This is a genomic window from Rhodoplanes elegans, assembly GCF_016653355.1.
Lineage (GTDB): Bacteria > Pseudomonadota > Alphaproteobacteria > Rhizobiales > Xanthobacteraceae > Rhodoplanes > Rhodoplanes elegans.
Genome location: NZ_NHSK01000135.1, coordinates 22,316 through 47,812, shown reverse-complemented (window position 1 = coordinate 47,812; position 25,497 = coordinate 22,316). Strand labels below are relative to the sequence as shown.

Genomic DNA, 25,497 nt, shown 5'->3' with positions numbered 1-25,497 from the left:
CCGAACCATGTCAGATACAACCCCGATTGAACAACCGAGCCGGTTAACGTCTGGTGATTTCACCGAATCCGACGCGCCTTTCGTGTTGTTCGACGCCTGGTTCGAGGAGGCGCGCAAGAGCGAGCCGGCCGACCCGAACGCCATGGCGATCGCCACGGCAGACGCGGGCGGCATGCCGAACGTCCGGATGGTGCTGCTCAAGGGCGTCGACGAGCGCGGCTTCGTGTTCTACACGCACCAGACCAGCCAGAAGGGCCAGGAGATCGCCGCCAACCCGTCGGCCGCCGCGGTCTTCCACTGGAAGTCGCTGCAGCGCCAGGTGCGGCTGCGCGGGCCGGTCTCGCAAGTGCCGGACGCCGAGGCCGACGCCTATTTCGACAGCCGGCCACGCCAGTCGAAGATCGGCGCCTGGGCCAGCAAGCAGTCGAGCCCGCTGGAGAGCCGGCTGGCGTTCGAGAAGTCGGTCGCCTATTACACGGCCAAGTACGCGATCGGCAGCGTGCCGCGGCCGCCGACCTGGGTCGGCTACCGGATCGCGCCGCTGTCGATCGAGTTCTGGCAGGACCGGCCGTTCCGCCTGCACGACCGCGTCGTGTTCAAGCGCGAACGCCCGAGCGCCCCGTGGACCAAGTTTCGCCTCTACCCCTGATCTCGTCTCCGATCTTTTCACCACCTTGCCATTGACCAGTCGACCGAGGGGCCGCCCATGACCACGCCGATCAGCAACCAGCCGCGCCGCACGCTTCTGCTCACCGGCGCGAGCCGCGGCATCGGGCATGCGACCGTCAAGCGCTTCTCGGCCGCCGGCTGGCGGGTCATCACCTGCTCGCGCCACGCCTTCCCGGAGAACTGCCCGTGGGCGAGCGGTCCGGAGGACCACATCCAGGTCGACCTCGCCGACCCGGCCTCCACCCGCGAGGCGATCGCCGAGGTGAAAGAGCGGCTCGACGGCGAGCTGCACGCGCTGGTCAACAACGCCGGGATCTCGCCCAAGGACGAGGAGGGCGGCCGGCTGAGCACCATCAACACGACGCTCGACACCTGGCAGTCGGTGTTCCAGGTGAACTTCTTCGCGCCGGTGATGCTGGCGCGCGGCCTGATCGACGAGCTGAAGGCGGCCAAGGGCTCGGTCGTCAACGTCACCTCGATCGCCGGCTCGCGCGTGCACCCGTTCGCCGGCTCCGCCTACTCGACCTCAAAGGCGGCGCTCGCCGCGCTGACCCGCGAGATGGCGGCCGATTTCGGCCGCGTCGGCATCCGGGTCAACGCCATCGCGCCGGGCGAGATCGACACCTCGATCCTCTCGCCGGGCACCGACAAGATCGTCGCGCAAATTCCGATGCAGCGGCTCGGCACCACCGACGAGGTCGCCAAGATCATCTACGTCTTGTGCACCGAGACCTCGTCCTACGTGAACGGCGCCGAGATCCACATCAACGGCGGCCAGCACGTGTAGCCAAACGAGACGCGCGCCGTAACGCGGCGCGGCCCCGGCCGAGGTCGCGTGTCCCGGGCGCGGCGCGACGCGCCGCGAACCGGGACCCAGGGGCGCCACGTGAGGCGGTCGCCGAGCGGCCGGCCCGTCGTGGGCCCCGTCGTGCGGCTCCTGGGCCCCGGCTCTGCGGCGCGTCGGACCTGCGGCCTGACGCGCCTTGTCCGGGGCACGAGGCTTCGCACCGGGCTTCTCAGGACGACGGCGGAACAGCTCGCCGAGCCGCTCCGTCGCGCCGTCTCATTTCATCGTCGGCATCACGAACTCGGCGCCGGAGCGGATGCCGGTCGGCCAGCGGGTCGTGATGGTCTTCAGGCGGGTGTAGAAGCGCACACCCTCCGGGCCGTGCATGTGGTGGTCGCCGAACAGCGACGCCTTCCAGCCGCCGAAGGAGTGGAACGCCATCGGCACCGGGATCGGCACGTTGATGCCGACCATGCCGACCTGGATTCGCGTCGCGAACTCGCGCGCGGCGTCGCCGTCGCGGGTGAAGATCGCGGTGCCGTTGCCGAACTCGTGCGCGTTGATCAGGCCGACCGCATCCTCGAAGTTTTGCGACCGCACGACCGCGAGCACGGGGCCGAAGATCTCCTCCTTGTAGATGCGCATCGCCGGCGTGACGCGGTCGAACAGCGAGCCGCCGATGAAGAAGCCGTTCTCGTGGCCCTGCAGCCTGAGGCCGCGCCCGTCGACGACCAGCTCGGCGCCTTCCTGCACGCCGATGTCGACATAGCCGCGCACCTTGTCGAGATGCTGCCTGGTGACGAGCGGCCCCATCTCGGCCTCGGGATCGGTTCCGGGTCCGATCTTCAGCGCCCGCACGCGCGGCGCGAGGCGCGCGATCAGCGCATCGGCCGTCTTCTCGCCGACCGGCACGGCGACCGACACGGCCATGCAGCGCTCGCCGGCCGAGCCGTAGGCGGCGCCCATCAGGGCGTCGACGGCCTGGTCGAGATCGGCGTCGGGCATCACCACCATGTGGTTCTTGGCACCGCCGAGCGCCTGCGCGCGCTTGCCCGTGCGGGTCGCGGTCTCGTAGATGTACTTGGCGATCGGCGTCGAGCCGACGAACGACACGGCCGCGATGTCGGGATTCTCCAGGAGCGCGTCGACCGCCTCCTTGTCGCCGTGCACCACCGAGAACACGCCGTCCGGCAGCCCGGCCTCCTTCAGCCAGTCGGCGAGCAGCAGCGACGCCGACGGGTCGCGCTCGGACGGCTTCAGCACGAAGCAGTTGCCGCAGGCGAGCGCCACCGGCAGCATCCACAGCGGCACCATGGCCGGGAAGTTGAACGGCGTGATGCCGGCGACGACCCCGAGCGGCTGGCGGATCGAATGGCTGTCGACGCTGGTGCCGACGTTCTCGGTCACCTCGCCCTTCAGGAGCTGCGGCGCCGCGGTGGCGAACTCGACCACCTCGAGGCCGCGCTGCACCTCGCCCTTGGCGTCCGAGAGCACCTTGCCGTGCTCGGCCGTGATGACGGCGGCGAGGTCGTCGGTGCGCTCCTCCAGGAGCCGCAGGAAGCGGTAGAGGATGCGGGCGCGGCGCAGCGGCGGGGTCGCGGCCCAGGCCGGAAAGGCGCGGTGCGCGGCGGCGACGGCGGCGTTCACCTCGTCGCGCGAGGCGAGCGGCACCGTGCCGGTGACCTCGCCGGTGGCGGGATTGAACACCGGGGCCGTGCGGCCGCTGCGGCCGGGCACGCGCGCGCCGGCGACGAAATGGGGGATATCGACAGGCATCGGAAAGACTCTCGCAGGATGGGCGGCGATCCTAGCCCGAGCGAGAGGCCGGGTGAAAGACCCGGCAAGCGACCAATCGTGCCATTGGTGCGGAAGGTGCGGCGGCGCGGCTGGCGCCGGTTCTCGGTCGTTCCGGGGCGCTGCGAAGCAGCGAGCCCGGAACCCATATCTTCGATCTGTCGAGAGCCGCCAACGCCGAGACTTACACCAAAGGCTCTGACGATCGACTCTCCCCGTCACCCTGAGGTGCCCGGCGAAGCCGGGCCTCGAAGGGCGGTCCGGGCCGCATCCTTCGAGGCTCGCTGCGCGAGCACCTCAGGATGACGGGTCGAAGTTCGGGGCCGCCGGTGTCATGGATCCCGGGCTCGCGGACCTGCGGTCCGCGCCCCGGGACGACTTCTCATGCAAAGCCGTCTCACAACAAAACGGCCGGGCTTTCGCCCGGCCGTCGCGTCTCGCGTGATCGCGATAAAGATCAGCTGTTGATCGTGCCGTAATCCGGCGGCAGCCAGCGGTTCGGCGAGCGGTAGAGGCCGGAGAGGATCAGGTCGCGTACGGCGAGCAGCTCCTTCGGCAGCCGGTCGAACAGCTTGATGAACAGCTCCTCGTGGCTGAGGATCTCCTTCATCCACTCGGCCCGGTCGACCGACATCACCTCCTCGAACTGCTCGTGGGTGAAGTCGCTGCCGCGCCAGTCGATGTCGTCGTAGGTCGGGGTGTAGCCGAGCGGGCTCTCGACGGCCCGCGCGCTGCCGTTCGCGCGCTCGACGATCCACTTCAGGATGCGCATGTTCTCGCCGTAGCCCGGCCACAGGAACTTGCCGTCCTTGTCCTTGCGGAACCAGTTGACGTTGAAGATGCGCGGCGGGATCGGGAACTTGCGGCCCATGTCGAGCCAGTGATTGAAGTAGCTCCCCATGTGGTAGCCGCAGAACGGGATCATCGCCATCGGGTCGCGGCGCACCTCGCCGATATTGCCGAAGGCGGCGGCCGTCATCTCCGAGCCCATGGTGGCGGCGGCGTAGACGCCGAACGCCCACGACAGCGACTGGTAGACGAGCGGCGTCACGGTCGAGCGGCGCCCGCCGAAGATCAGCGCCGAGATCGGCACGCCCTTCGGGTTCTCGTACTCCGGATCGATCGCCGGATTCTGCGAGGCGTGCACGGTGAAGCGGCTGTTCGGATGCGCCGCCTTGCGGCCGCAGTCCGGCGTCCAGTCCTTGCCCTGCCAGTCGATCGCGTGCGCGGGTGGCTCGCCGTCCATGCCCTCCCACCACACGTCACCGTCGTCGGTCAGCGCGACGTTGGTGAAGATCGTGTTCTTCTCGATGGTCCGCATCGCATTGGGGTTGGTCTTGTAGTTCGTCCCCGGCGCGACGCCGAAATAGCCGGCCTCCGGATTGATGGCGTAAAGCTTGCCGTCCGAACCGGGCTTCAGCCAGGCGATGTCGTCGCCGATGGTCGAGACCTTCCAGCCCTCGATCTCCTTGGGCGGGATCAGCATGGCGAAGTTGGTCTTGCCGCAGGCGCTCGGGAACGCCGCCGCCACGTAGGTCTTGCGGCCCTTCGGGTCGGTGACGCCGAGGATGAGCATGTGCTCGGCCATCCAGCCCTCGTCGCGACCGAGCACCGAGGCGATGCGCAGCGCGAGGCACTTCTTGCCGAGCAGCGCGTTGCCGCCGTAGCCCGAGCCGTAGGACCAGATCAGCCGCTCCTCCGGGAAGTGCACGATGTACTTCACGGTCGGATTGCACGGCCAGGAGACGTCCTTCTCGCCGGGCGCGAGCGGCGCGCCGACCGAGTGCAGGCACGGCACGAACACGTCGGAGTCGCCGAGCGCCTCGTCGACGGCGCGGCCCATGCGCGTCATCAGCTTCATGTTGGTGACGACGTAGGCCGAGTCGGTGATCTCGTAGCCGATGTAGGAAATGTTGGAGCCGATCGGCCCCATCGAGAACGGGATGACGTAGAGCGTGCGACCGGCCATGCAGCCGTCGTACAGCTTCGTCATCGTCGCCTTCATCTCCTTGGGGTCGACCCAGTTGTTGGTCGGCCCGGCATCCTCCTTCTTGAGGCTGCAGATGTAGGTGCGGTCCTCGACGCGGGCGACGTCGCTCGGGTCGGAGAAGGCGAGGTAGGAGCCCGGGCGCTTGGCCGGGTTCAGGCGCTTGAAGGTGCCGGCCTGGACGAGCTGCTCGCAGAGATCGTCGTACTCTTCCTGAGACCCGTCGCACCAGTGCACGTCCGCCGGCTTGCACAGGGCGATCATCTCGGTCACCCAGGCCTTCAGGCGCTCGCTTTTCACATGGGGGGGAATCTTCGTCGTCGCCAACATGTCCCTCGGTCCGCTCCAGTGTCGATCGGGTGGGCTATAGCAGTTTCACGGAGCACTCGCCATGCGGGCGAGCGCGCATCGCATAGGTAAATTCCCGCAATTGCATCGCAGTAGCGGACGGGCCGGCCGACTCCGGCGGGAGCGTCCCGGCGGCGTGGAAGCTCGCGTCACAGCCATTTCTTCAGCTTGAAAAACACGTAGGGCACGACCGCCGCGACCACCATCAGGACCAGCGCCATCGGATAGCCGTAGGGGAAGTCGAGCTCCGGCATATGCTTGAAGTTCATGCCGTAGATCGACGCGACGAGCGTCGGCGGCATCAGCACCACGGCGGCGACCGAGAAGATCTTGATGATGTTGTTCTGCTCGATGGTGACGACACCCACCATCGCGTCGAGCAGGAACGTGATCTTGTTGGCCAGATACGTGGCGTGGTCCGACAACGACTGGACGTCGCGCTGCATGCCCTTGAGGGTCGCGCGCTGATCCTTGGCCCAGCGCAGCCCGTCCGCCTCGTTGGCGAGATAGAGCACCAGCCGGCCGATCGAGACCAGGCACTCGCGCGCCTTGGAGGTGAGGTCGCCGGTGCGGCCGATCTCGCGCAGGATGTCCTGGCTGCGGATGCGTCCGCCCGGCCGCTCCGGCAGGAAGATGGTGCGCGACACCGCGTCGACCTCGGTGCCGATCCGCTCGAGAATGTCGGCGGAGCGGTCGATGATGGCGTCGAGGAGCTCCATCAGCACGATCTCGCCCGAGATCGTGGCCGCACACTGGCGGGCGAGCTTGTTGGCGACCAGGCTGAACGGCTTCGGCTCGTCGTAACGCACCGTGATGAGGCGGTGGCCGGCCAGGATGAAGGTGACGGCCGTGGTGGTCGGGCTGTCGGAGTCCGAGCGGCACATCAGCGTCGCCGTCATGTAGCGGGCGCCGTTCTCGACATAGAGCCGGCTGGTCGGCTCGATCTCCTGCATCTCCTCGCGGGTCGGGACATAGACCCCGACAGCGCGCTCGACCATCTTGTCCTCGGGCGGCACCGGCGAGACGAGGTCGATCCACACGGCCGAGTCGGGAATCTCCTCGTCGGGCGCGATGACACGCCCCTCGAGCGTCGTGCCGGTGGGAAGCTTGACGACGAGCATCGGGCCTCGGCGGTGACTCGGAACTCCGCCGAAGCGGTTCGGCCTAATCGAGACCCATTCGGCGAATTTCGCAAGCCCCTTGCGGGCGATCCCGCGGAGCGGCCGCACCGCCGACGGGCGCGGAGACGCGCGCGTCATCCAGACGCGAGCGCGCGCGGGTGGTGGAGAGCGAAAGACTGGAGGCGCAGGCGGCGTCCGACGCCGACGCGGCACCGGCTCGGCCGGAGCGCGCGGAGGCGGCGCCGGAGATGTGCCGCGCCGGGGCGGCGCGGCGGAGGTTACCGGCCCGGGCACGCGGCCCGGCGCCGGATCGTCGCGGTCGGTGGGGTTCGGGCCGTTAGGCCGCGAAGTCGTGGTCGCAGCCCCAGCACTCGTCGTCCTCGGCGGTGTGGACGAGCTTGGCCGGCTCCGGGAGATGCTGGCAGTTCACCGCCGCCGCGACGGCGCCGATGCCGATGCGGGCGAAATGCTGGTCGTGGGCGGCGTCGGCGATGGCGCCGGCGGCCTGGGCTGCAGCAGCCGGTCCTTGGGCAGTCTTCGTCATGTCGAACTCCTCGAGGGGCTTCACCCGGCGGCCTCGGCCGGGGCGCCCCGGAAATGGCGACCGACCTCGGCGGATTTGGGTGGAAAACCGTCCGAGAGCGCGGCCATTCGGTGCCGATGGACGGGCCGAAGGCCCGTCCTGCAACGGGCCGGATGCCCGCCGTGCGACGAGTCGTCGGCCCGAGTTGAGCACCGCCATGTTAAAGGAGCCGTGAAGAGACCGGCATGATAATCCCGGAATGCTGGCAGCTTCCGAAATCATGCCAAGCGTCCGGCAAAGTCCCGAGAACTCGCCGTATTTTCGCCAAGTTCCGGGAATGTGCGGCAAAACCGCCACAGCCACGGGCGTTCTTGCCACGCCGGTGCGCCGCAGCCTGGAACGGCCGGGCGGATTTCGTTACACCATGAGTCGACCGAAATACAGGAACGGGATGGGGCCGGCGATGATTCCGAAGGCGATCTTGGTTGTCCTTGCGGGGCTGTCTCTCGGCGCGTGCGTGACGGCAGCGACGCCGGAGCCGGCGCCGGAAGCGACCCTGAAGCCGCGTGACCGCGAGCTTCTCGCACGGGCGCCGTATCAGAAGGCGTCGATCCCGGCGCCCTATCAGCGGCACATCGTCGACTATCACCGCAACGAGGCGCCCGGCACCATCGTGGTCGATTCCGACGCGCGCTTCCTCTATCTCGTGCTGCCGAACAAGAAGGCGATCCGATACGGCGTGACGGTCGGTGAGGAGGCGCTCGCCTTCTCCGGCATCGCCAAGGTCGGCAACATGGCCGAGTGGCCCGGCTGGACGCCGACCCCGGACATCCACAAGCGCATCGAGGGCCTGCCGGCCCATGTCGCGGGCGGCCCGGAGAATCCGCTCGGCGCCCGCGCGCTCTATCTCTATGCGAACGGCAAGGACACGCTGTACCGCATCCACGGCACCAACCAGCCGGAGTACATCGGCACGGCGATCTCGTCCGGCTGCATCCGGCTGACCAACGAGGACGTCATCGACCTCTACAGCCGGGTGAAGACGGGCACGACGGTCGTCGTGCTGGCGCCCGGCACCGGCCAGCCCTCGCCGATGAGCGGGGCGAAGGTCGCCGGCCTCGGCAACAACTGATCGACCGATCACTGCGCGCCGGGCTGGGGGGCTCACGGCGCGACCCAAAGTCCCGCGTCTTTCGGAGACGCGGGACTTTTTTTATGCGCTCCGGCCCGTCGTTCCGGGGGGCGGGCCGAAGGCCCACGAGCCTGGAACCCATATCCCCGGTGTAAGTGGCTCACGACGCACAGGGAATATGGGTCCCGGGCTCGCTGCTTCGCAGCGCCCCGGGACGACCAAGGCGGGTGGTGCCGCTCACCCCTTCCGCAGCCAATCCTGGGTGCGGGCGAGTGCCCGGTCGAGGCGGCGGAACAGCTCGTCGATCTCCTCGGCCGTGATGATCATGGGCGGGCAGACCGAGATCGTATCGTTGGCGAGCGCCCGGACGATCAGGCCCTCCTCCTCGGCGAAGCGCACGCAAGCCGCCGCGACGCCCTGCTTCGGCTCGAAGCCCTGCTTGGTCGCCTTGTCGGCGACCAGCTCGATGCCGCCGACGAGCCCGACGCCTCGCGTGTTGCCGACCAGCGGGTGATCGGCGAGCCGCGTCAGATGGCCGAGGAACTGCGGCGCCTTGGCCGCGACCTTCTGGACGATCTTCTCCCGCGCGTAGATCTCGAGGGTCTTCAGCGCGACCGCGGCGGCGACCGGATGCCCCGAATAGGTGAGGCCGTGGCCGAAGGTGCCGATCTTGCGGCTCTCGATCAGCATCGCCTCGTACATGGTCTCGGGGATCGTCACGGCGGCGATCGGCACGTAGGCGGAGGACAGCGCCTTGGCGACCGAAATCGAATCGGGCCGGAAGCCGAGCGTCTCGCAGCCGAACATCTTGCCCGTCCGGCCGAAGCCGCAGATCACCTCGTCGGAGATGACGTACAGCTCGTACTTGTCGCAGACCGCCTGGATCTTCGGAAAGTAGCTCGCCGGCGGCACCACGACGCCGCCCGCCCCCATCACCGGCTCGGCGATGAAGGCGGCGACCGTCTCGGGCCCCTCGGCCTCGATCAGCGCCTCGAGCTCGGCCGCGAGCCGGGTCGCGAAATCGTCCTCGCTCTCGCCCGGCTGCGCGCCCCGGTAGTAATGCGGGCAGGCGGTGCGCAGGATGCCGGGGATCGGCAGGTCGAAATCGGCGTGATTCGCGGCCAGGCCGGTGAGCGAGGCCGACGCCACCGTGACGCCGTGATAGGCCTTGTCGCGGGCGATGATCTTCTTCTTCTCCGGCCGGCCGAGCGCGTTGTTCATGTAGCGCACCAGCTTGACCTGGGTGTCGTTCGCCTCGGAGCCCGAGTTGCAGAAGAACACCTTGGAGGTCGGCACCGGCATCAGGCCCTTCAGCGTCTCGGCGAGCTCGATCGCCGGGTCGTGGCTCTTGCCGTTGAACAGATGCGCGAAGGAGAGCTTGCGCATCTGCGACGCGGCGGCCTCGATCAGCTCCTCGTTGCCGTGGCCGAGCGACAGGCACCACAAGCCCGCCATGCCCTCGATGTAGTCCTTGCCGCTCGTGTCGTAGACGAACACGCCCTGCCCGCGCTCCAGCATCAAGGGGCCGGTGTCGCGGTGGGCGGCGAGGTTCGTGTAGGGGTGCAGAACGGTCTCGATGTCGCGGACGGCTTGGTTTCCGAATACGGTCATGGCTGAAACTTTCACGAGGCAGGCAAAACAGGACGCGGTGCGGCACTCTAGCAGGACCGGCGCCGGCGCGCGCGGGGGCCCGCGCCGCGGAAACCCGCGACTCGGGTCGGGGCGTGGCCCGGCGTCCGGGCCGGCCGGACGTTGCCAGCCGCAACGCTTCGCTCTATCGATGCGGCCGGCGGGCCGACGCATGCGCGCCCGGAAAGGCTGAACGATGGCGCGCCGCCGGCTGCCCGAGGAACCGCTGTCCCGCTTCGCCGTCTGGGCGCGGCGGCTCGTCCTGTTCTCGCTCGCCGTGGTGCTGCTGGCGATCGTCATCGCCCGCGCCGGCCTGCTCGACACGCTGCCCGTGCTGGTCACGCTCGGCGCCGGCCTGGTGCTGGCCGTGCTCGGGATTCTCGTCGCCTTCGTCGCCTTCGGGGTGATCTGGCAGTCGGGGGCGCGCGGCTTCGGCCATGCCGTGACGGCCGTGTTCCTCGGCGCCGCGCTGATCGCCTACCCGTCCTACCTGGGATACAAGGCGAGCAAGCTGCCGATGATCGCCGACATCACCACCGACGCGCTCGACCCGCCGCGCTTCGAGGCGATCGCACGGCTGCGCACCCGGCAGGCGAATCCGGTGCTCTATGCCGGGCTCTACACGGCCGAGCAGCAGCGCGCCGCCTGGCCCGACATCGAGCCGCTGATGGTCAATGTCCCGCCGGAGGCCGCCTACGAGGCGACGATGGCGCTGGTGACCAAGCGGAAGTGGCGCGTCGTCAACGCCCGCAGCCCGCAGGCCGGTCGCCGCGACGGCTTCATCGAGGCCGTGGCGCTGACCCCGATCATGGCGTTCCGCGAGGACGTGGCGATCCGCATCCGCGCCGTCGGGCCGGGCAGCCGAATCGACATGCGCTCGGCCTCGCGCTACGGGCGCATCGACTTCGGCGACAACGCCTCGCGCATCCGCAGCCTGCTGGAGGACATCGACGACCTGACCAGCGTGGTGAAGCCGGAGCGGGCGCCGCCGAAGCCGGCCGCCCCCGCCAAGGGCGGTCAGTCGGCGAGGCGATAGGTGCCGGTCACCGAGGGCGCGCCCTCGGTCGCGACGACGCCGCGCGCCGCCATGTCCTCCAGATGCGCCAGCACCGACAGGCCGGCGGCGCCGACGAGGCGCGGGTCGAGCCCGATATAGATCGCCCGCACCAGTGTCGGGATATCGGCCGCGCCCTTCCGCAGCCGGCCGAGGATCGACGCCTCGCGCCCCTCGCGATGGCGGATGTACTGGACGACGAAGTTCTGGGCGTCGCGCACCGCGCCGCCGTGGCCGGGGAGGTAGAGCGCCTCGTCGCGCCGCGCGAGCTTTCTGAGCGACTCCATGTAGTCGCTCATCGCGCCGTCGGGCGGCGCCACCACCGAGGTCGCCCACGCCATCACGTGATCGCCGGAGAGCAGGATCCCGGTGCCGCGCAGCGCGAAGGCGACGTGGTTCGCGGTGTGGCCGGGCGTCGTCACGGTCTCGACCGTGAAGCCGCCCGCCGTGATCGTGTCGCCGTCGGCCAGCACATGGTCGGGCGAAAAGTCGGTGTCGGCGCTGGCGTCGAGCCGCGGCGCCTCGCCGACATTGATCGGCCGCGACGGCCGATGCGGCCCCTCGGCGAAGGTCGGCGCGCCGGTGACGGCCTTCACGGCCGCGGCGGCCGGCGAGTGGTCGCGGTGCGTGTGGGTGATCAGGATGTGGGTGACGGTCTCGCCCCGCACGGCATCGAGCAGTGCCGCGACGTGGCGCGGATCGTCCGGCCCAGGATCGACGATCGCGACGTTGCCGCGGCCGAGGATGTAGCTCACCGTCCCTTTCCAGGTGAACGGGCTCGGATTGTCGCACAAGAGCCGCCGCACCCCCGGCGCCACCTCCTCCACCTGGCCGGGCGGCAGGGCGAAGCTCTTGTCGAAGACGATCTCGTTGCTGCTCATCGGGGGCTGCTTTTCTGGAAGGTGGCGCCGCAGGAGGTAAGCGGTCGGCCGGCGGAAGCCAAGGGGCATTTCGGCCCCCACGAGGCTGGGAAAACGCCGTCCGGCTCTGGCAGGATGTCGTGTGTCGTTCCCCTCTGGTGATCGTGACCGCATGCCCCCGAAAAGTCCCCTCCCCGCCGGTGCGGCGCTGGTGCTGGTCGCCGGCTTCGCGGTGCTGTTCGTCGGCGGGGGCGCGCGCTTCGCGATCGGGCTGACGCTCAAGTCGGTGGTCGACGATCTCGGCTGGGGGCGGTCCGAGCTCGGGCTCGCGGTGGCGCTGTTCCAGGTCGTGTCGGCCGTCTGCATGTTCCTGGCCGGCCGGATGTCGGACCGGGCGAGCCCGCGCCTGGTGCTCGCCGGCGGGCTGCTGGTCGCGGGGATCGGCATCGGCGCGATGAGCCTCGTCGCCGCGCCCTGGCACGCGCTGGTGCTGTACGGCGTCGTGTTCGCGGCCGGCAACGGCGCCGCCTCGCTGATCCCGGTCAGCGTGATGGTGACGCGCGCCTTCCCGGCCCGCGCCGGGCTCGCCAACGCCGCCGTGACGGCCGGCATGAGCCTCGGCCAGCTCGTGATGATCGCCGTGCTCGCCGCCGTGCTGGTGGCGATCGGCTGGCGATCGGTGTTCGTCTGGCTCGGCGCCGCGCATCTGATCCTGCTGCCGCTGCTGCTCGGCGCGATCCGCGGCGGCGGCGCGGCGCGCGGCGAGGCGCACACGNGCCGCGACCGGCCTGTCGATCCGGCAGGCGGCGCGCACGCGCGCGTTCTGGGCGCTGCTCGGCGTCTACGCGATCTGCGGCCTCGACGACTTCTTCGTCTCCACGCATGTCGTCGCGCTGGCGCAGGACCGCGGGCTCGACGCGTATCTGGCCGGCAATCTGCTCGCCGTAATGGGGCTCACGGCACTGATCGGCGTGATGGCGGCGGGCGCCTGGAGCGACCGCGCCGGGCCGTTGTGGCCGGCGACCGCGTCATTCGTCGCGCGACTCGCGGTGTTTGCTCTGATCCTGATCGACCAGTCCCCCGTGTCGGTCGCGGTCTTCGCGCTGGTGTTCGGCGCGACCTTCCTGGTGACGGCGCCGCTCACCGTGGTGTTCGTCAATCAGCACTTCGGCAGCCGCCATCTCGGCGGGCTGACCGGCCTGATCACGATGGTGCATCACATCGCCGGCGGGCTCGGCGCCTATGTGGGCGCCGTCACGTTCGACCGGCTCGGCGGCTACGACGCCGCCTTCGTGCTGATGCTCGCGTCGAACGTCCTCGTGATGGCCCTGCTGCCGCTGCTGCGCCGTCCGCGCGGCGGCTGACGTCAACGGACCTCGCCCCGTCATCCTGAGGCGCTCGCCGCAGGCGAGCCTCGAAGGATGCGGCCACCCAAGTCGGCGTTGCCGACTTGGGCTTCGATGGTGCCGATATCGAGCAAGCCCGAGATCGATGCCGTCGCCCTTCGAGGCCCGCGCGATGCGCGGGCACCTCAGGGTGACGGATCGGGAGCTTCGCCCCTGAGATCGCGTGTCGGCGTGTCGCGCCAACCGAGATTCTTTCGGATTACGAAAAACATACCGCCTTCCGTACGATTGCGGATGCCGACGCAAAGGTGCTGGTCCGCCGTTGACACAATCGGCGACCGGTCATACTTTCTGCTCAACGAGGCGAAAATAATTTCGCAATCCGAAAGTGTCAAGAGGGAAACGGCCATGCCCCTTCCGAACGGCACCGCGACGATGACCTCCGCGTCGATCGGGATTCGGCGCCTCGATCCGAAAGAGGGAAAAAGCTCCGTCCAGTCGCTGGCCAAGGGCCTGCGCGTGCTGGAGGCGTTCAAGCCGGGCATCGACGAGATGACGCTGAGCGAGATCGCCGCGGCGTCCGGGCTCGACGCCGGCACGACCTTCCGGATGCTCAACACCCTGGTGGCGGCCGGCTACGTCGTGCGCATTCCGGAGAGCCGGCGCTTCCGCCTCTCCCTCAAGGTGCTCGACCTCGGCTTCAACGCCATCGCCCACAAGGACCTGCGCGACATCGTGCGGCCGCTGCTGCAGACGCTGGTCGACGAGGTGAGCGAGGCGGCGAGCTTCGCCGTGCTGGAAGGCGGCGACGTCCTCTATATCGAGCGGGTGCGGGCCGGCTTCACGCGGCTCGGCGTCGACATCCGCATCGGCACGACGATCCCCGCCGCCGTCACCTCGATCGGCCGCGCCATCCTCGCCTTCCTGCCGGAGAACCGGCTCGAGCGCGTGCTCGCGACGCCGCCGCGGCATCCGAGCCCGACCCTGAAGACGCCCGACCGGGCCACCCTCGACCCGCTGCTCGCCGCCCTGCGGCGCGACGGCTACGTGCTCGAGAAGTCGGTCATCACCCCGGATCTCCGCCTGCTCGCCGTGCCGGTGATCGGCGCCGACGGCTGGGCGACCGGTGCCATCAGCGTCGTCGCCCCGTGGTCGCAGTCCTCCGACGAAGACCTCAAGGCGCGCGCTCTCGAGCCGATGCTCGCGACCGCGCACCACATCGCCCGCGCCCAGGAGGCGGTGGGCAGCACCAGTTCGGTCCCCGGCCTCTGAGCCGAACCCGAAACGACGTCGCCGGCCGGCGCCGGCGTCGCCCCCCGCGTCCCGCGTCACCAACCACCCCTTCTAAAACCACCTGCCCCTTCAAAAAGGAGAACCACATGTCGACCAAGAACAAGCTCGATCTCAGGGGTCTCGTGCCCGCCCCCGTGACCCCGTTCACCCGTGACGGCGCCATCGATCACGCCGCCATCAAGCGCCTCGGCTCCTGGCTCGGCAGCTTCAAGGGCGTGAAGGGCCTCGTCGTTCTCGGCCACGCCGGCGAGGGCACGTTCCTCACCGCCGACGAGCAGGCCTCGGTGATCGAGAGCTTCGTCGCGTCGACCGACGGCCGCGTCCCGGTGATCGCCGGCATCACGCTGGAAGGCACCGGCGTCGCCGCCGCCGAGGCGAAGCGCGCCGTGAAGGCGGGCGCCAAGGCCGGCCTGCTCTATCCGTCGCACGGCTGGCTGCGCTTCGGCTATCAGAAGGGCGCCCCGCAGGACCGCTACAAGGCCGTCTACGAGGAGTCCGGCCTGCCGCTGATCCTGTTTCAGTATCCGGACGCCACCAAGGCGACCTACAATCTCGACACCCTGATGGAGATCGCCGCGCAGCCGGGCGTCTTCGCGATGAAGAACGGCGTGCGCAACATGCGCCGCTGGGACACCGAGATCCCGGTGATCCGCAAGGCCCATCCGGACCTGCAGGTGCTCACCTGCCACGACGAGTATCTGCTGCACACGATGTTCGACGTCGACGGCGCGCTGGTCGGCTACGGCAACATCGCGCCGGAGCTGCTGATCGCCCTCATCGAGGCCGGCAAGGCGCAGGACTACGCGAAGGCGCGCGCCCTGCACGATCGCCTGCTGCCGGTGACCAAGGCAGTCTATCACCGCGGCTCGCACATGGAGGGCACGGTGGCGCTCAAGCACGCCCTCGTCACGCGCGGCATCCTCGACCACGCGACCGTGCGCACCCCGCTGCTGCCGCTGCCGGCCGGTGCCGACGTCGAGATCGCCGACGCGATGAAGTCGGCCGGTCTCGTCAGCGACCAGCCCGCCGCGATCGCGGCCTGACGACGCCGGGCGTCGCCGGGCGACCGGCGGCGCCGCGCTCTCTTCCGCAACGCGACCATCCCGGGCGGCCCTGGCGGCCGCCCGGACCTGGAGGCTCGTGCCCTTCGCACCCCCGAGCGGGCCGCCGTCGCGACAACAGGGGTTTCCAATGTCCGTCCAAGCCTACGCGGGCGCCGCACAAGCCGCGGCCACCAAGGCCGCCGCGCCCGCGGTTTCCCCCGAAGCGATCCAGATGCTGGTCGCCCGGATCGAGCGTCTCCCCGTCTCCCGGCGGCTGATGCTGATCCGCGTCATCGTCGGAATCGCCACCTTCTTCGACGCCTACACGGTGCTCGCCATCGCCTTCGCCATGCCGGCGCTCGTCGGCGAATGGAAGCTGACGCCGTCGGAGGTCGGGTTCATCATCTCGGCCGGCTACATCGGACAGCTCTTCGGCGCCGTGTTCTTCGGCTGGCTCGCCGAGAAGATCGGACGCCTGCACGTCCTGATGTTCACCATCATCCTGTTCGTCGCCATGGACATCGGCTGCCTCTTCGCCTGGAGCGGCCTGTCGATGATGGTGTTCCGCTTCTTCCAGGGCATCGGCACGGGCGCCGAGGTTCCGGTCGCCAGCGCCTACATCAACGAGTTCATCGGCGCCAAGAAGCGCGGCCGCTTCTTCCTGCTCTACGAGGTGATCTTCCCGATCGGCCTGATGTTCGCCGGCATGGTGGGCTACTTCCTGGTGCCGATCTACGGCTGGAAGGCGATGTTCATCGTCGGCCTGGTCCCCTCGGTGCTGACCATCCCGCTGCGGTGGCTGATGCCGGAATCGCCGCGCTGGCTCGCGTCGAAGGGCCGCATCGCCGAGGCCGAAAAGGTCGTGAAGATGCTCGAGAACGACGTCACCAAGCGGGGCGGCGTGCTGCCCGAGCCGGTGGTCCGTCCGATCGACCCGAAGGCGACGGCGAAGTCCGACTGGCGTGAGCTGTTCAAGGGCATCTACCTGAAGCGCACCCTGACCATCTGGTCGCTCTGGGTCTGTGCCTACATGATCAACAACGGCATGATCACGTGGCTTCCGACCCTCTACAAGAGCGTGTTCAAGCTGCCGCTGCAGACCGCGCTCGCCTACGGCTGGACCACCTCGGCGGTCGGCGTCATGGCCTCCATCGCCTGCGCGCTCCTGATCGACAAGGTCGGCCGTCGGCCCTGGTACATCGCCGCCTTCTTCCTGGCGACGATCCCGCTCCTGCTGCTGTCGTTCCTCGGCGGCACCTCGGCCGTGCAGGTGCTCGTGCTGGCGACCTGCGTCTACGCGATCCTGCAGACCATCGCCTTCTCGCTCTACCTCTACTCGGCCGAGCTCTATCCGACCCGCCTGCGGGCGATCGGCACCGGCATGGGCAGCGCCTGGCTGCGGGCGGGCTCGTCGATCGGCCCGCTGATGGTCGGCTTCCTGATGGCCGACTACGGAATCTCCTACGTGTTCGCGGCGTTCGCCGGGATCGCGGTGCTCGGCGGGGTGGTCACCACCCTGATGGCCATCGAGACCAAGGGCCGCGTGCTGGAAGAACTGTCTCCCTGACCTGGGGCAACTCGGCCGGCCCGCGGTTTCGGGCCGGCCATTCTCTCTTCGTTTTCGACTTCCGTCTTGGCGTTTCCGGGCTCTTCCATCCGGACCACTGGTTCTCGCACTTTCGACTTCCACCTCGACGTCTTCGGCCTTCGGGCTCCGTCCACGCTTTCGAAATGCGGCGCGCACCTCGCGCGCCGAACGCGTCTCGTCAACGCCGCTGCCGATCCGGTGGCGGCGCCGTTCACTCGGGCGCTTTGCCCGCCCTTCGCACGAGCAAGAAGAAGGACTGCACCATGATCCACCGCCGGGACTTTCTGATCGCCACCACCGCGACCCTGGGGACGCTCGGCCTCGCGCCGGCTCTCGCGCAGACCGACGCGCTGCCCAAGCGCCCGATCCGCCTCGTCGTGCCGTTCGCGGCCGGCGGCGGCGTGGACGTGTTCGCCCGCCTGCTCGCCGAGAAGCTGAAGGAGAAGTACGGCCTGACGATCGTGGTGGAGAACCGCGGCGGCGCGAACGGCTCGATCGGCGGCTCGGCCGTGCGCTCGGCGGAGCCGGACGGCACCACGCTGTTGTTCTCGGCCATGACCCACACCATGGCCAAGCAGGTGATGAAGAGCCCGCCCTACGACCCGGTGACGGACTTCACGCCGATCGCCCGCGTCGGCGAGGCGCCGATGCTGCTCGTGATGGCGCCGAACCTGCCGTTCAAAACCATCGCCGAGGTGGTGGCCGACGCCAAGCAGCAGCCCGACAAGTGGACCTTCGCGACGGCCGCGCTCGGCGCGCCGGGTCATCTCGCCACGGTTCTGTTCAACAAGCTCGCCGGCCTCAACCTCACGATCGCGCCCTATCGCGGCACCGCGCCGGGGCTCACCGACGTCGCCGCCGGCCACGTCCAGCTGATGATCGACCCGGTGCTGGCGCTGCTGCCGATGGCGCGCGGCGGCAACGTCAAGGCGCTCGCCGTCACGGCGAAGGCCCGGGCCGCCCTCGCCCCCGAGATCCCGACCGCCGCCGAGAACGGCATGCCGGGGCTCGAATACGCGACCTGGTACGGCGTGTGGGGACCGAAAGGCATGCCAGCCGCGACCGTCACGGCCCTCAACGCCGCCTGCAACGCCGCCATCAAGGACCTCGCCGCCTCCGGCAAGCTCGCCGAGTTCGGCATCGAGCCGGTCAGCGGCACGCCCGAGTCGTTCGCCGACTTCATCGAGAAGGACGTGAAGCGCAACAGCGAGCTTCTGAAGTCGGTCAACTTCGAGCCGGTGTGAGAACGGCCCTGTCGACGACGACTCGCGTCCTTCGTCATGGCCGGGCTCGTCCCGGCCATCCACGATCTTACTTTTGCGAGGCGTAAAGTTCGTGGATGCCCGCGACGAGCGCGGGCATGACGAGCTCTCGATTTTGAAGGCTGGCGTGGTCTCTTCGGTCATTCCGGGGCGGCGCACAGCGCCGAACCCGGAATCCAGCCGAGCGTTCGGAGTTCGTCGCTGGATGCCGGGTTCGCTGCTGCGCAGCGCCCCGGCATGACCACAAGCCCTCAATGAATCTCCGGCTCGGCGGTCGGTGCCGTGCCTGTCAGAAAATCGAAGTCGCAGCCCTCGTCGGCCTGGCCGACATGGGCCGAATACATGGCGCCCCAGCCGCGCTCGAAACGCGGCGGCGGCGGCGTCCAGGCGGCGCGGCGGCGGGCGAGCTCCTCCTCGCCGACATGCAGATGGATGCGCCGCCCGTCGGCGTCGATCTCCAGCCGGTCGCCGGTCTGCACCAGCGCCAGCGGGCCGCCGACAAAGCTCTCCGGGCAGACGTGGAGGATGCAGGCGCCGTAGCTCGTCCCGCTCATCCGTCCGTCCGACACCCGCACCATGTCGCGCACGCCGGCGCGCACGAGCTTCTTCGGGATCGGCAGCATGCCCCATTCCGGCATGCCGGGGCCGCCCTTGGGGCCGGCGTTCTTCAGCACCAGCACGTGATCCGGCGTCACCGCGAGGTCGTCCCGATCGATCGCCGCGGCCATCTCGTTGAAGTCCTCGAAGGCGAGCACCGGGCCGCAATGCTTCAGCAGGCGCGGATCGGCGGCCGGCGGCTTCATCACGCAGCCGCGCGGCGCGAGGTTGCCGGTCAGCACCGCGGTGGCGCCGGCCCGCGACACCGGATCGGCCAGCGTGCGGATGATGTCGGGCCGGTGCACGCGGGCGCCGGCCAGCGCCTCGCCGAGCGGCACGCCCGACACGCCGACGCAGGAGAGATCCAGCGCCTCGCGCAACTCACCCATCAGTGCCTTCAGGCCGCCGGCGTAATAAAAATCCTCCATCAGCCACTGGCCGGACGGACGCACATTGGCGAGCACGGGGATCTCGCGGGAGATCGCGTCGAAGCGCGCCATGTCGATGGTCAGCCCGGCGCGGCGCGCCATGGCGACCAGATGGATGATGGCGTTGGTCGAGCCGCCCATCGCCATGTGGACCTTTATGGCGTTGTCGAAGGCCGCGGAGGACAGGATGCGGGCGGGCGTCTGATCCTCCCACACCATGTCGACGATGCGGCGGCCGGAGGCCGCGGCCATGCGGGAATGCGAGGCGTCGACGGCCGGAATCGACGACGCGCCGGGCAGCGTGAAGCCGAGCGCCTCGGCGATCGCCATCATGGTGGCGGCCGTGCCCATCACCATGCAGGTGCCGTAGGAGCGCGCGATGCCGCCCTCGATCTCGGTCCACTCCGCCTCGCCGATGCGGCCGGCGCGCTTCTCGTCCCAGTACTTCCAGGTGTCCGAGCCGGAGCCGAGCGTCTCGCCGCGCCAGTGGCCGCGCAGCATCGGCCCGGCCGGCACGTAGATGGCAGGCAGGCCCATGCTGATCGCGCCCATCAGGAGGCCCGGCGTGGTCTTGTCGCAGCCGCCCATCAGCACGACGCCGTCGATCGGATGGCTGCGCAAGAGCTCCTCGGTCTCCATCGCGAGGAAGTTGCGATAGAGCATCGCCGAGGGCTTCACGATCGGCTCGGCGAGCGACATCGCCGGCAGCTCGATCGGCAGGCCGCCGGCCTGCAGCACGCCGCGCTTCACGTCCTCGGCGCGCGCGCGCAGATGGCCGTGGCAGGGATTGATGTCGCTCCAGGTGTTGACGATGCCGATCACCGGCTTGCCCACCCAGTCGGCCGAATCGTAGCCGAGCTGGCGCAGCCGCGAGCGGTGGCCGAAGGAGCGCAGATCGGAGACGCCGAACCAGCGATGGCTGCGCAGCGTCTCGGGAGTTTTCTTGTGAGATGTCACGGGAAGGCCGGCGGGTTGCGAAGGGGGCTCGTCAGCGTAGCCCGGCCGGCGTGGAGCGCAATCCGCATCCGACGAGACCCCGCCCTGCGGCAGCGGCGGCCGACTCGTGTCCCGGGCGCGGCGCGAAGCGTCGTGACCCGGGACCCAGGGGCGACCTGACGAAGCGCCTCCCGATCCGCTTCCGGGCCCCGGATCTGCGGCGCATCAGGCCTGCGGCCTGACGCGCCTTGTCCGGGGCACGCGGGGTGCACGGCGAGGTCAATCCACGCTGGCGCCGGAGAACTTGACCACCTTCTCCCACTTCTCGGTCTCGTCCTTCATCACCTTGCCGAACGCCTCGGGCGGGCCGACGAGCGGGACGCCGCCGAGCTCGACGAGACGCGCCTTCACCTTGGGATCGGCCAGCGCCTTGTTCACGGCGGCGTTGAGCTTGGCGACGACGGCCGGCGGCGTGCCCTTCGGAGCGCCGAAGCCGAACCAGGCGCTCGCCTCGTAGCCCGGCACGGTCGCCGCGACGGTCGGCACGCCCGGAAGCTGATCGGAAGGCGTGTCGGTGGTGACGGCGAGCGCCCGCAGCTTGCCGGCCTGGATGTGGGCGATCGACGACGGCAGGTTGTCGAAGATCACGTCGACCGTGCCGGCGATCAGGTCGGTGAGCGCGGGACCGGCGCCGCGATACGGCACATGGGTCATCTTGATGCCGGTCATCGCCATCAACATCTCGCCCGACAGATGGACCGAGGTGCCGTTGCCCGAGGAGGCCATGTTCACCTTGCCGGGATTGGCCTTGGCGTATTCGATGAACTCGGCGACCGTCTTGGCCGGGAAGCTCGGGTTGACCTCCATCACGTTCGGCACCCGCACGATGCCGGCGACCGGGGTGATGTCGCGCAGGAAGTTGAAGGAGAGCTTCTTGTAGAGGCTCGCATTGATGCCGTTGGCCGGGTTGGCGAGCAGCAGCGTGTAGCCGTCGGGCGCCGAGTTCACCACCATCTCGGTGCCGATATTGTTGCCGGCGCCGGGCTTGTTTTCGACGATGAACTGCTGGCCGAGCGTCTCCGACATGTGCTGGCCGACGATGCGGGCCAGGATGTCGGTGGTGCCGCCGGGCGGATACGCCACCACGATGCGCACCGGCCGGTTGGGATAGTCCGCCGCGTCGTCGGCGAGCGCCGTGCCGCCGAACGCGAGGCTCGCCGTCAGTGCCAGCGCCACCGTCGCAGCGGTCCCCGCGACCGCCGCCAGGCGCGAGCCGAATTGTCCGAAAACCCGCATTTCCATTCCTCCATCGCGGCACGTCGCCGCCACCTGTCAGGTCCGGCCGATTCGCTCGGCTTCTGGTTGCATCAATCGTAAGAGGCAAAGACCGTCACGAACAACCGAACCTTCGTCGAAACGTGAATGCGAGGTGAGCGAAGCGATGCGGATTGTCGGACTGCGTCGACCGCCGACAGCCGGCGTGCCGCGGGATCGCGACCGACACTGAGCGGCTGCGGCTCTGTCACGACGCGCGGATCTGATCGATCCGTCATTCCGGGGCGCGGCGAAGCCGCGAACCCGGAATCGAGCCGCCATTACGGAGACCTCCGCTGGATTCCGGGTTCGCGAGCCTTCGGCTCACGCCCCGGAATGACACCCCCGTCGATCGTCCGCCGGCGTCAGTCCACCGAGGCGCCGGAGAACTGGACGGCCTTGCCCCACTTCGCCGTCTCGTCCTCGATGGTCTTCTGGAACTCGGCCGGCGTCGTCTTCATCACGATGCCGCCGAGCTCGACGAGCCGCGTCTTCAGCTTGGGATCGTCGAGCGACTCGTTCACCGCCGCGTTGAGCCGGTCGACGATCTCCTTCGGGGCGGCCTTCTGGATGCCCATGCCGAAGATGCCGCTCGCCTCGTAGCCCTTCACGGTCTCGGCGACGGTCGGCACGTCGGGCAGCATGGCCGAGCGCTCCGCCGTCGTCACGGCCAGCGCCCGCAGCCGGCCGGCCCGGATGTGCTCGATCGCCGAGGGAAGATTGTCGAACATCACGTGGACCTGACCGGCGAGCAGATCCGTGACGGCCGGCGCCGAGCCGCGATACGGCACGTGAGTCATCTTGGCGCCGGTCATCGCCATGAACAGCTCGCCGGACAGGTGGATCGAGGTGCCGTTGCCCGAGGAGGCGAGGTTCACCTTGCCGGGATTGGCCTTCACCCAGTCGATGAACTCCTGCACGGTCTTGGCCGGCACCGACGGGGTCACCACCATCACGTTGGGCACCCGGATGATGCCGGCGACGCCCTGGATGTCGCGCACGAAGTCGAACGACAGCTTCTTGTAGAGCGTGGCGTTGATGGTGTTGGCCGGGTTGACGAAGAACAGCGTGTAGCCGTCCGGCGCGGCGTTGATGGCGATCTCGGTGCCGATATTGTTGCCGGCGCCGGCGCGGTTCTCGATCACGACCTGCTGGCCGAGCCGCTCCGACACGGCCTGGCCGACGAGGCGCGCCGTGATGTCGGTCGCCCCGCCCGGCGGATAGGAGACGATCCAGCGCACCGGCCGGGTCGGGTAATCGAGGGCGGCGACGGCCGTGGCGGCGAGGCCGAGCGTCGTCGCGGCGACGGCGGCCAGCACCACGCAGGCGCGGCGCGACAGTCCGCGTGACGGCGCGGCGCGCGACGGAACGGAGTTCGGGCGTGTGAAGAGATTGGTCATCGGCGCTCCCTCGGCGCTCCGGTCCATGCGGCCGGGCGCTCGTGTTGTTTGATGAGAGAGCTTATGCGCCCCGGCCGCCGGCCGGCAAGCCGGTTGCGGCCCGGTCCCGCCTCGACCTTCGTCGCAGGATGTCGGCTCGATAAAAAAAGCCGCCGCGACGGGTCGGTCGCGGCGGCTTCAAGCCATATGACGAAACGAATGTGTACTGCGCGGCCTTCAGGCCGCGATCTCGGGGGCGGCGAGCGCGCCGGCGAGGCTCTTGGCGTCGAGAAACACCGACTGACAACCGGCCTCGAGCAGGTCGGCGCGGGCGAACAGTCCGGAGAGCACGCCGACCGACCGGGTGTGGGCCGCGTGCGCCGCCTCGGCGTCCCACGGGCTCGCACCGACGACGAGGGCGTCGCCGGGCTGGCGCACCCCGAGCCGCTCCAGCGCGGCGCCGATGCGGTCGGCATGCGGCATGCCGCGCGGGACGTCGTCGCCCGACACGATGGTCACGGAGTCGTCGAGCCCGAGCAGCGCCCGCATCTGCGTCAGCTCCTCGCCGCACGCGTGGGTGACCAGCGCCACCGCGGCCCCACGCGAGGCGAGATCGAGGATCAGCTCGCGCACGCCCGGGAAGGGACGCAGCGTCGGCATCACCTCGCCGGTCCAGCGCATGCGATACTTCGCGAGGATGAACTCCTTGGTCTCCGCGTCGACCACCGGCAGCAGCGCGTCGAGCAGCGCGTCGGGATCGAGGCCGTGATAACGATGCAGGTCGGCGGTGCGGAACGTGTGGCCGAACTCGGTGAGCGTCTGTAGCCAGCAGTTCGTCGATGGCAGCACCGTGTCGATCACGGCGCCTTCCACCATGAACACATAGGCCTTGGCCTCGGCGAGCGAGCCACCGGCGCGCGAGCGCACCGCCAGATGGCGCACCGCCGGCCGCTTCGGCTCCACGGTCTGGTTGGTCTTGTTGGCGGCCGTCATCCAGCCGCGTCGACGAATCCTGCGCGCAACAGCCATGCTGTCCCTCGTCCGCTCCCCCGCCCCGATTGGAATGATGAGTTCACTGGTGATGCGAGGAGCGGAACCCCGCACGTTCGATCCGGCGACACTCCGACATAGAACGAGCGGGTCCGAGGGAGGTTCCAGCCTGACGGAAGTATTTTCCCTTAGGCGACACACGAGCCGTTGAGTTGGTTCGACTTTTCGTCGGCTGACGAACATTGCAGTACCGCTGCGCCCTGCAGCCGTCCGGCCCGCAGATCGGCGAGCGCCGCATTGGCTCGCGCCAGAGGATAGAGAGTCACCTCGGTCTCGAGGTCGAGCGACGGCAGCGCCGCGAAGAACGACTGCGCATCCTCGCGGGTCAGGTTGGCGACCGAGACGAGCTGGCGCTCCTCCCACAGGATCGCGTAGGGGAAGCTCGGAATGTCCGACATGTGGATGCCGGCGCAGACGACGCGGCCGCCCTTGCGCACTGCCCGCAGGGCCGCCGGCACCAGCGCTCCCACCGGGGCGAAGATGATCGCGGCGTCGAGCGGCACCGGTGGCGTCGCCTCGGCGGCGCCGGCCCATTCGGCCCCGAGCGTCCGGGCGAAAGCCTGCGAGGCATCGTCGCCGGCGCGCGTGAAGGCGAGGACGCGATGTCCCTGCTGCACGGCGACCTGCGTGAGAATATGAGCGGCGGCGCCGAAGCCGTAGAGGCCGAGCGCCCGCCCCTCGCCGGCCATCCCCTCGCGCGCCATCCTGTAGCTGCGCCAGCCGATCAGCCCGGCGCACAGGAGCGGCGCCATGTGGGCGTCGTCGAGCGCGCCGCCGCCGGTGCCATCCGGCAGCGCGAAGCAGTAGCGATGATCGGCGACCGCGTGGGTCGCGTAGCCGCCGTCGCGCGTGTAGCCGGTGAAGCCCGGCGCGTCGCAGAGATTCTCACGTCCGTCGCGACAATACGGGCAGGTGCCGCAGGTGGCGCCGAGCCACGGCACGCCGATGCGCTGGCTCGTGTGGAAGCCCGCGACTCCGTCGCCGACCGCGAGCACCCGGCCGACGATCTCGTGGCCGGGAACGACCGGCAGCGTCGGATGCGTCAGCTCGCCGTCAACGACGTGGAGATCGGTGCGGCAGACCCCGCAGGCCGCGACCCGCAGCAGGACCTCGCCGGGCCCGGGCCGCGGCACCGGCCGCTCGCGCAGCACCAGCGGCGTGCCCGGCCGCTCCAGCACCATGGCCCGCATGGTCTCGGCGCGCCAGATCTCTGCGCGCCCGATCTCTACGCGCTTGGGCTCGCCCGTGACATCTCCCGGCATGGCCGCCTCCGGAGGCTGTCTTCACATCCGGAGGTGCCACCAACGGGGGGCCGACGCAAGCCAAGAGACGCCCGCACCGTCATGGCCGGGCTTGT

The 25,497-nt window shown here is 69.4% G+C and carries 20 protein-coding genes and 1 pseudogene; 10 read left to right on the top strand and 11 right to left on the bottom strand.

Annotated features, from left to right (window positions below; all coding sequences use genetic code 11):
• Positions 1-7: 7 nt before the first annotated feature.
• Positions 8-649: a pyridoxamine 5'-phosphate oxidase gene (gene pdxH, locus CCR97_RS17190; RefSeq protein ID WP_111357476.1), complete on the top strand. Its 642-nt coding sequence runs from the start codon at positions 8-10 to the stop codon at positions 647-649.
• Positions 650-706: 57 nt separating this feature from the next.
• Entirely contained in the window at positions 707-1,456 is a 750-nt protein-coding gene (locus CCR97_RS17185; protein WP_111357477.1) for an SDR family NAD(P)-dependent oxidoreductase, read from the top strand.
• Positions 1,457-1,732: 276 nt separating this feature from the next.
• Here the strand turns inward: CCR97_RS17185 and CCR97_RS17180 are convergent, their stop codons facing one another.
• The 4 genes from CCR97_RS17180 to CCR97_RS17165 all read right to left on the bottom strand — a co-directional run bounded on the left by CCR97_RS17180 (position 1,733) and on the right by CCR97_RS17165 (position 7,250).
• Positions 1,733-3,232 (bottom strand): CoA-acylating methylmalonate-semialdehyde dehydrogenase, encoded by a 1,500-nt coding sequence (locus CCR97_RS17180; protein WP_111360576.1) that lies wholly within the window; start codon positions 3,230-3,232, stop codon positions 1,733-1,735.
• Positions 3,233-3,707: 475 nt separating this feature from the next.
• Positions 3,708-5,567 (bottom strand): phosphoenolpyruvate carboxykinase (GTP), encoded by a 1,860-nt coding sequence (locus CCR97_RS17175; RefSeq protein ID WP_201159696.1) that lies wholly within the window; start codon positions 5,565-5,567, stop codon positions 3,708-3,710.
• A gap of 167 nt (positions 5,568-5,734) precedes the next feature.
• Entirely contained in the window at positions 5,735-6,706 is a 972-nt protein-coding gene (locus CCR97_RS17170; protein WP_111360117.1) for a magnesium transporter CorA family protein, read from the bottom strand.
• A 337-nt stretch (positions 6,707-7,043) separates the two neighbouring features.
• Positions 7,044-7,250: a hypothetical protein gene (locus tag CCR97_RS17165; protein WP_170146114.1), complete on the bottom strand. Its 207-nt coding sequence runs from the start codon at positions 7,248-7,250 to the stop codon at positions 7,044-7,046.
• A gap of 442 nt (positions 7,251-7,692) precedes the next feature.
• On the opposite strand from CCR97_RS17165, the gene CCR97_RS17160 reads away from it, so the two are divergent.
• Entirely contained in the window at positions 7,693-8,361 is a 669-nt protein-coding gene (locus CCR97_RS17160) for a L,D-transpeptidase (RefSeq protein WP_111360646.1), read from the top strand.
• Between the two features lie 237 nt (positions 8,362-8,598).
• Here CCR97_RS17160 and CCR97_RS17155 read toward each other — a convergent pair whose 3' ends face one another.
• The gene (locus tag CCR97_RS17155) at positions 8,599-9,972 is read right to left on the bottom strand and encodes an aminotransferase (protein WP_111355432.1); all 1,374 of its coding nucleotides are present in this window, start codon (positions 9,970-9,972) and stop codon (positions 8,599-8,601) included.
• 214 nt (positions 9,973-10,186) lie between these two features.
• Here CCR97_RS17155 and CCR97_RS17150 point away from each other — a divergent pair, with 214 nt between their 5' ends.
• Positions 10,187-11,026, top strand: coding sequence for a DUF1499 domain-containing protein (locus CCR97_RS17150; RefSeq protein WP_111355433.1), 840 nt, complete (start codon positions 10,187-10,189; stop codon positions 11,024-11,026).
• Here the strand turns inward: CCR97_RS17150 and CCR97_RS17145 are convergent.
• Positions 11,008-11,925, bottom strand: a complete 918-nt coding sequence (locus tag CCR97_RS17145) for an MBL fold metallo-hydrolase (RefSeq protein ID WP_201159695.1) — start codon at positions 11,923-11,925, stop codon at positions 11,008-11,010. The genes CCR97_RS17150 and CCR97_RS17145 overlap by 19 nt on opposite strands.
• 151 nt (positions 11,926-12,076) lie before the next feature.
• Between CCR97_RS17145 and CCR97_RS32545 the strand changes: the two are divergent.
• The 6 genes and pseudogenes from CCR97_RS32545 to CCR97_RS17120 all read left to right on the top strand — a co-directional run.
• Positions 12,077-12,679, top strand: a pseudogene (locus tag CCR97_RS32545) (MFS transporter); the annotation flags it as partial.
• Between the two features lies 1 nt (position 12,680).
• Positions 12,681-13,268: MFS transporter (locus CCR97_RS31375; RefSeq protein ID WP_207199499.1), on the top strand; the 588-nt coding region annotated here is incomplete at its 5' end.
• Between the two features lie 390 nt (positions 13,269-13,658).
• Positions 13,659-14,522 carry an IclR family transcriptional regulator gene (locus CCR97_RS17135; protein ID WP_201159693.1) on the top strand — a complete coding sequence of 288 codons (864 nt, stop codon included), beginning with the start codon at positions 13,659-13,661 and terminating at the stop codon, positions 14,520-14,522.
• Positions 14,523-14,629: 107 nt separating this feature from the next.
• Complete coding sequence (locus CCR97_RS17130) at positions 14,630-15,586, top strand: dihydrodipicolinate synthase family protein (RefSeq protein ID WP_111355435.1); 957 nt, start codon at positions 14,630-14,632, stop codon at positions 15,584-15,586.
• 148 nt (positions 15,587-15,734) lie between these two features.
• On the top strand, positions 15,735-17,153 hold the full coding sequence (locus CCR97_RS17125) for an MFS transporter (RefSeq protein WP_201159692.1): 1,419 nt from the start codon (positions 15,735-15,737) through the stop codon (positions 17,151-17,153).
• 284 nt (positions 17,154-17,437) lie between these two features.
• Positions 17,438-18,418 carry a Bug family tripartite tricarboxylate transporter substrate binding protein gene (locus CCR97_RS17120; protein ID WP_111355450.1) on the top strand — a complete coding sequence of 327 codons (981 nt, stop codon included), beginning with the start codon at positions 17,438-17,440 and terminating at the stop codon, positions 18,416-18,418.
• A gap of 269 nt (positions 18,419-18,687) precedes the next feature.
• Here CCR97_RS17120 and araD read toward each other — a convergent pair whose 3' ends face one another.
• The 5 genes from araD to CCR97_RS17095 form a co-directional block, all read right to left on the bottom strand.
• On the bottom strand, positions 18,688-20,418 hold the full coding sequence (gene araD / locus CCR97_RS17115) for an L-arabinonate dehydratase (RefSeq protein WP_201159691.1): 1,731 nt from the start codon (positions 20,416-20,418) through the stop codon (positions 18,688-18,690).
• A gap of 258 nt (positions 20,419-20,676) precedes the next feature.
• Positions 20,677-21,693, bottom strand: a complete 1,017-nt coding sequence (locus tag CCR97_RS17110) for a Bug family tripartite tricarboxylate transporter substrate binding protein (RefSeq protein ID WP_111355437.1) — start codon at positions 21,691-21,693, stop codon at positions 20,677-20,679.
• 383 nt (positions 21,694-22,076) lie between these two features.
• Complete coding sequence (locus CCR97_RS17105) at positions 22,077-23,111, bottom strand: Bug family tripartite tricarboxylate transporter substrate binding protein (RefSeq protein ID WP_111355451.1); 1,035 nt, start codon at positions 23,109-23,111, stop codon at positions 22,077-22,079.
• A gap of 216 nt (positions 23,112-23,327) precedes the next feature.
• Positions 23,328-24,119: an HAD family hydrolase gene (locus tag CCR97_RS17100; protein ID WP_170145676.1), complete on the bottom strand. Its 792-nt coding sequence runs from the start codon at positions 24,117-24,119 to the stop codon at positions 23,328-23,330.
• 149 nt (positions 24,120-24,268) lie between these two features.
• Entirely contained in the window at positions 24,269-25,330 is a 1,062-nt protein-coding gene (locus CCR97_RS17095) for a zinc-dependent alcohol dehydrogenase family protein (protein WP_111355452.1), read from the bottom strand.
• Positions 25,331-25,497 lie beyond the last annotated feature (167 nt).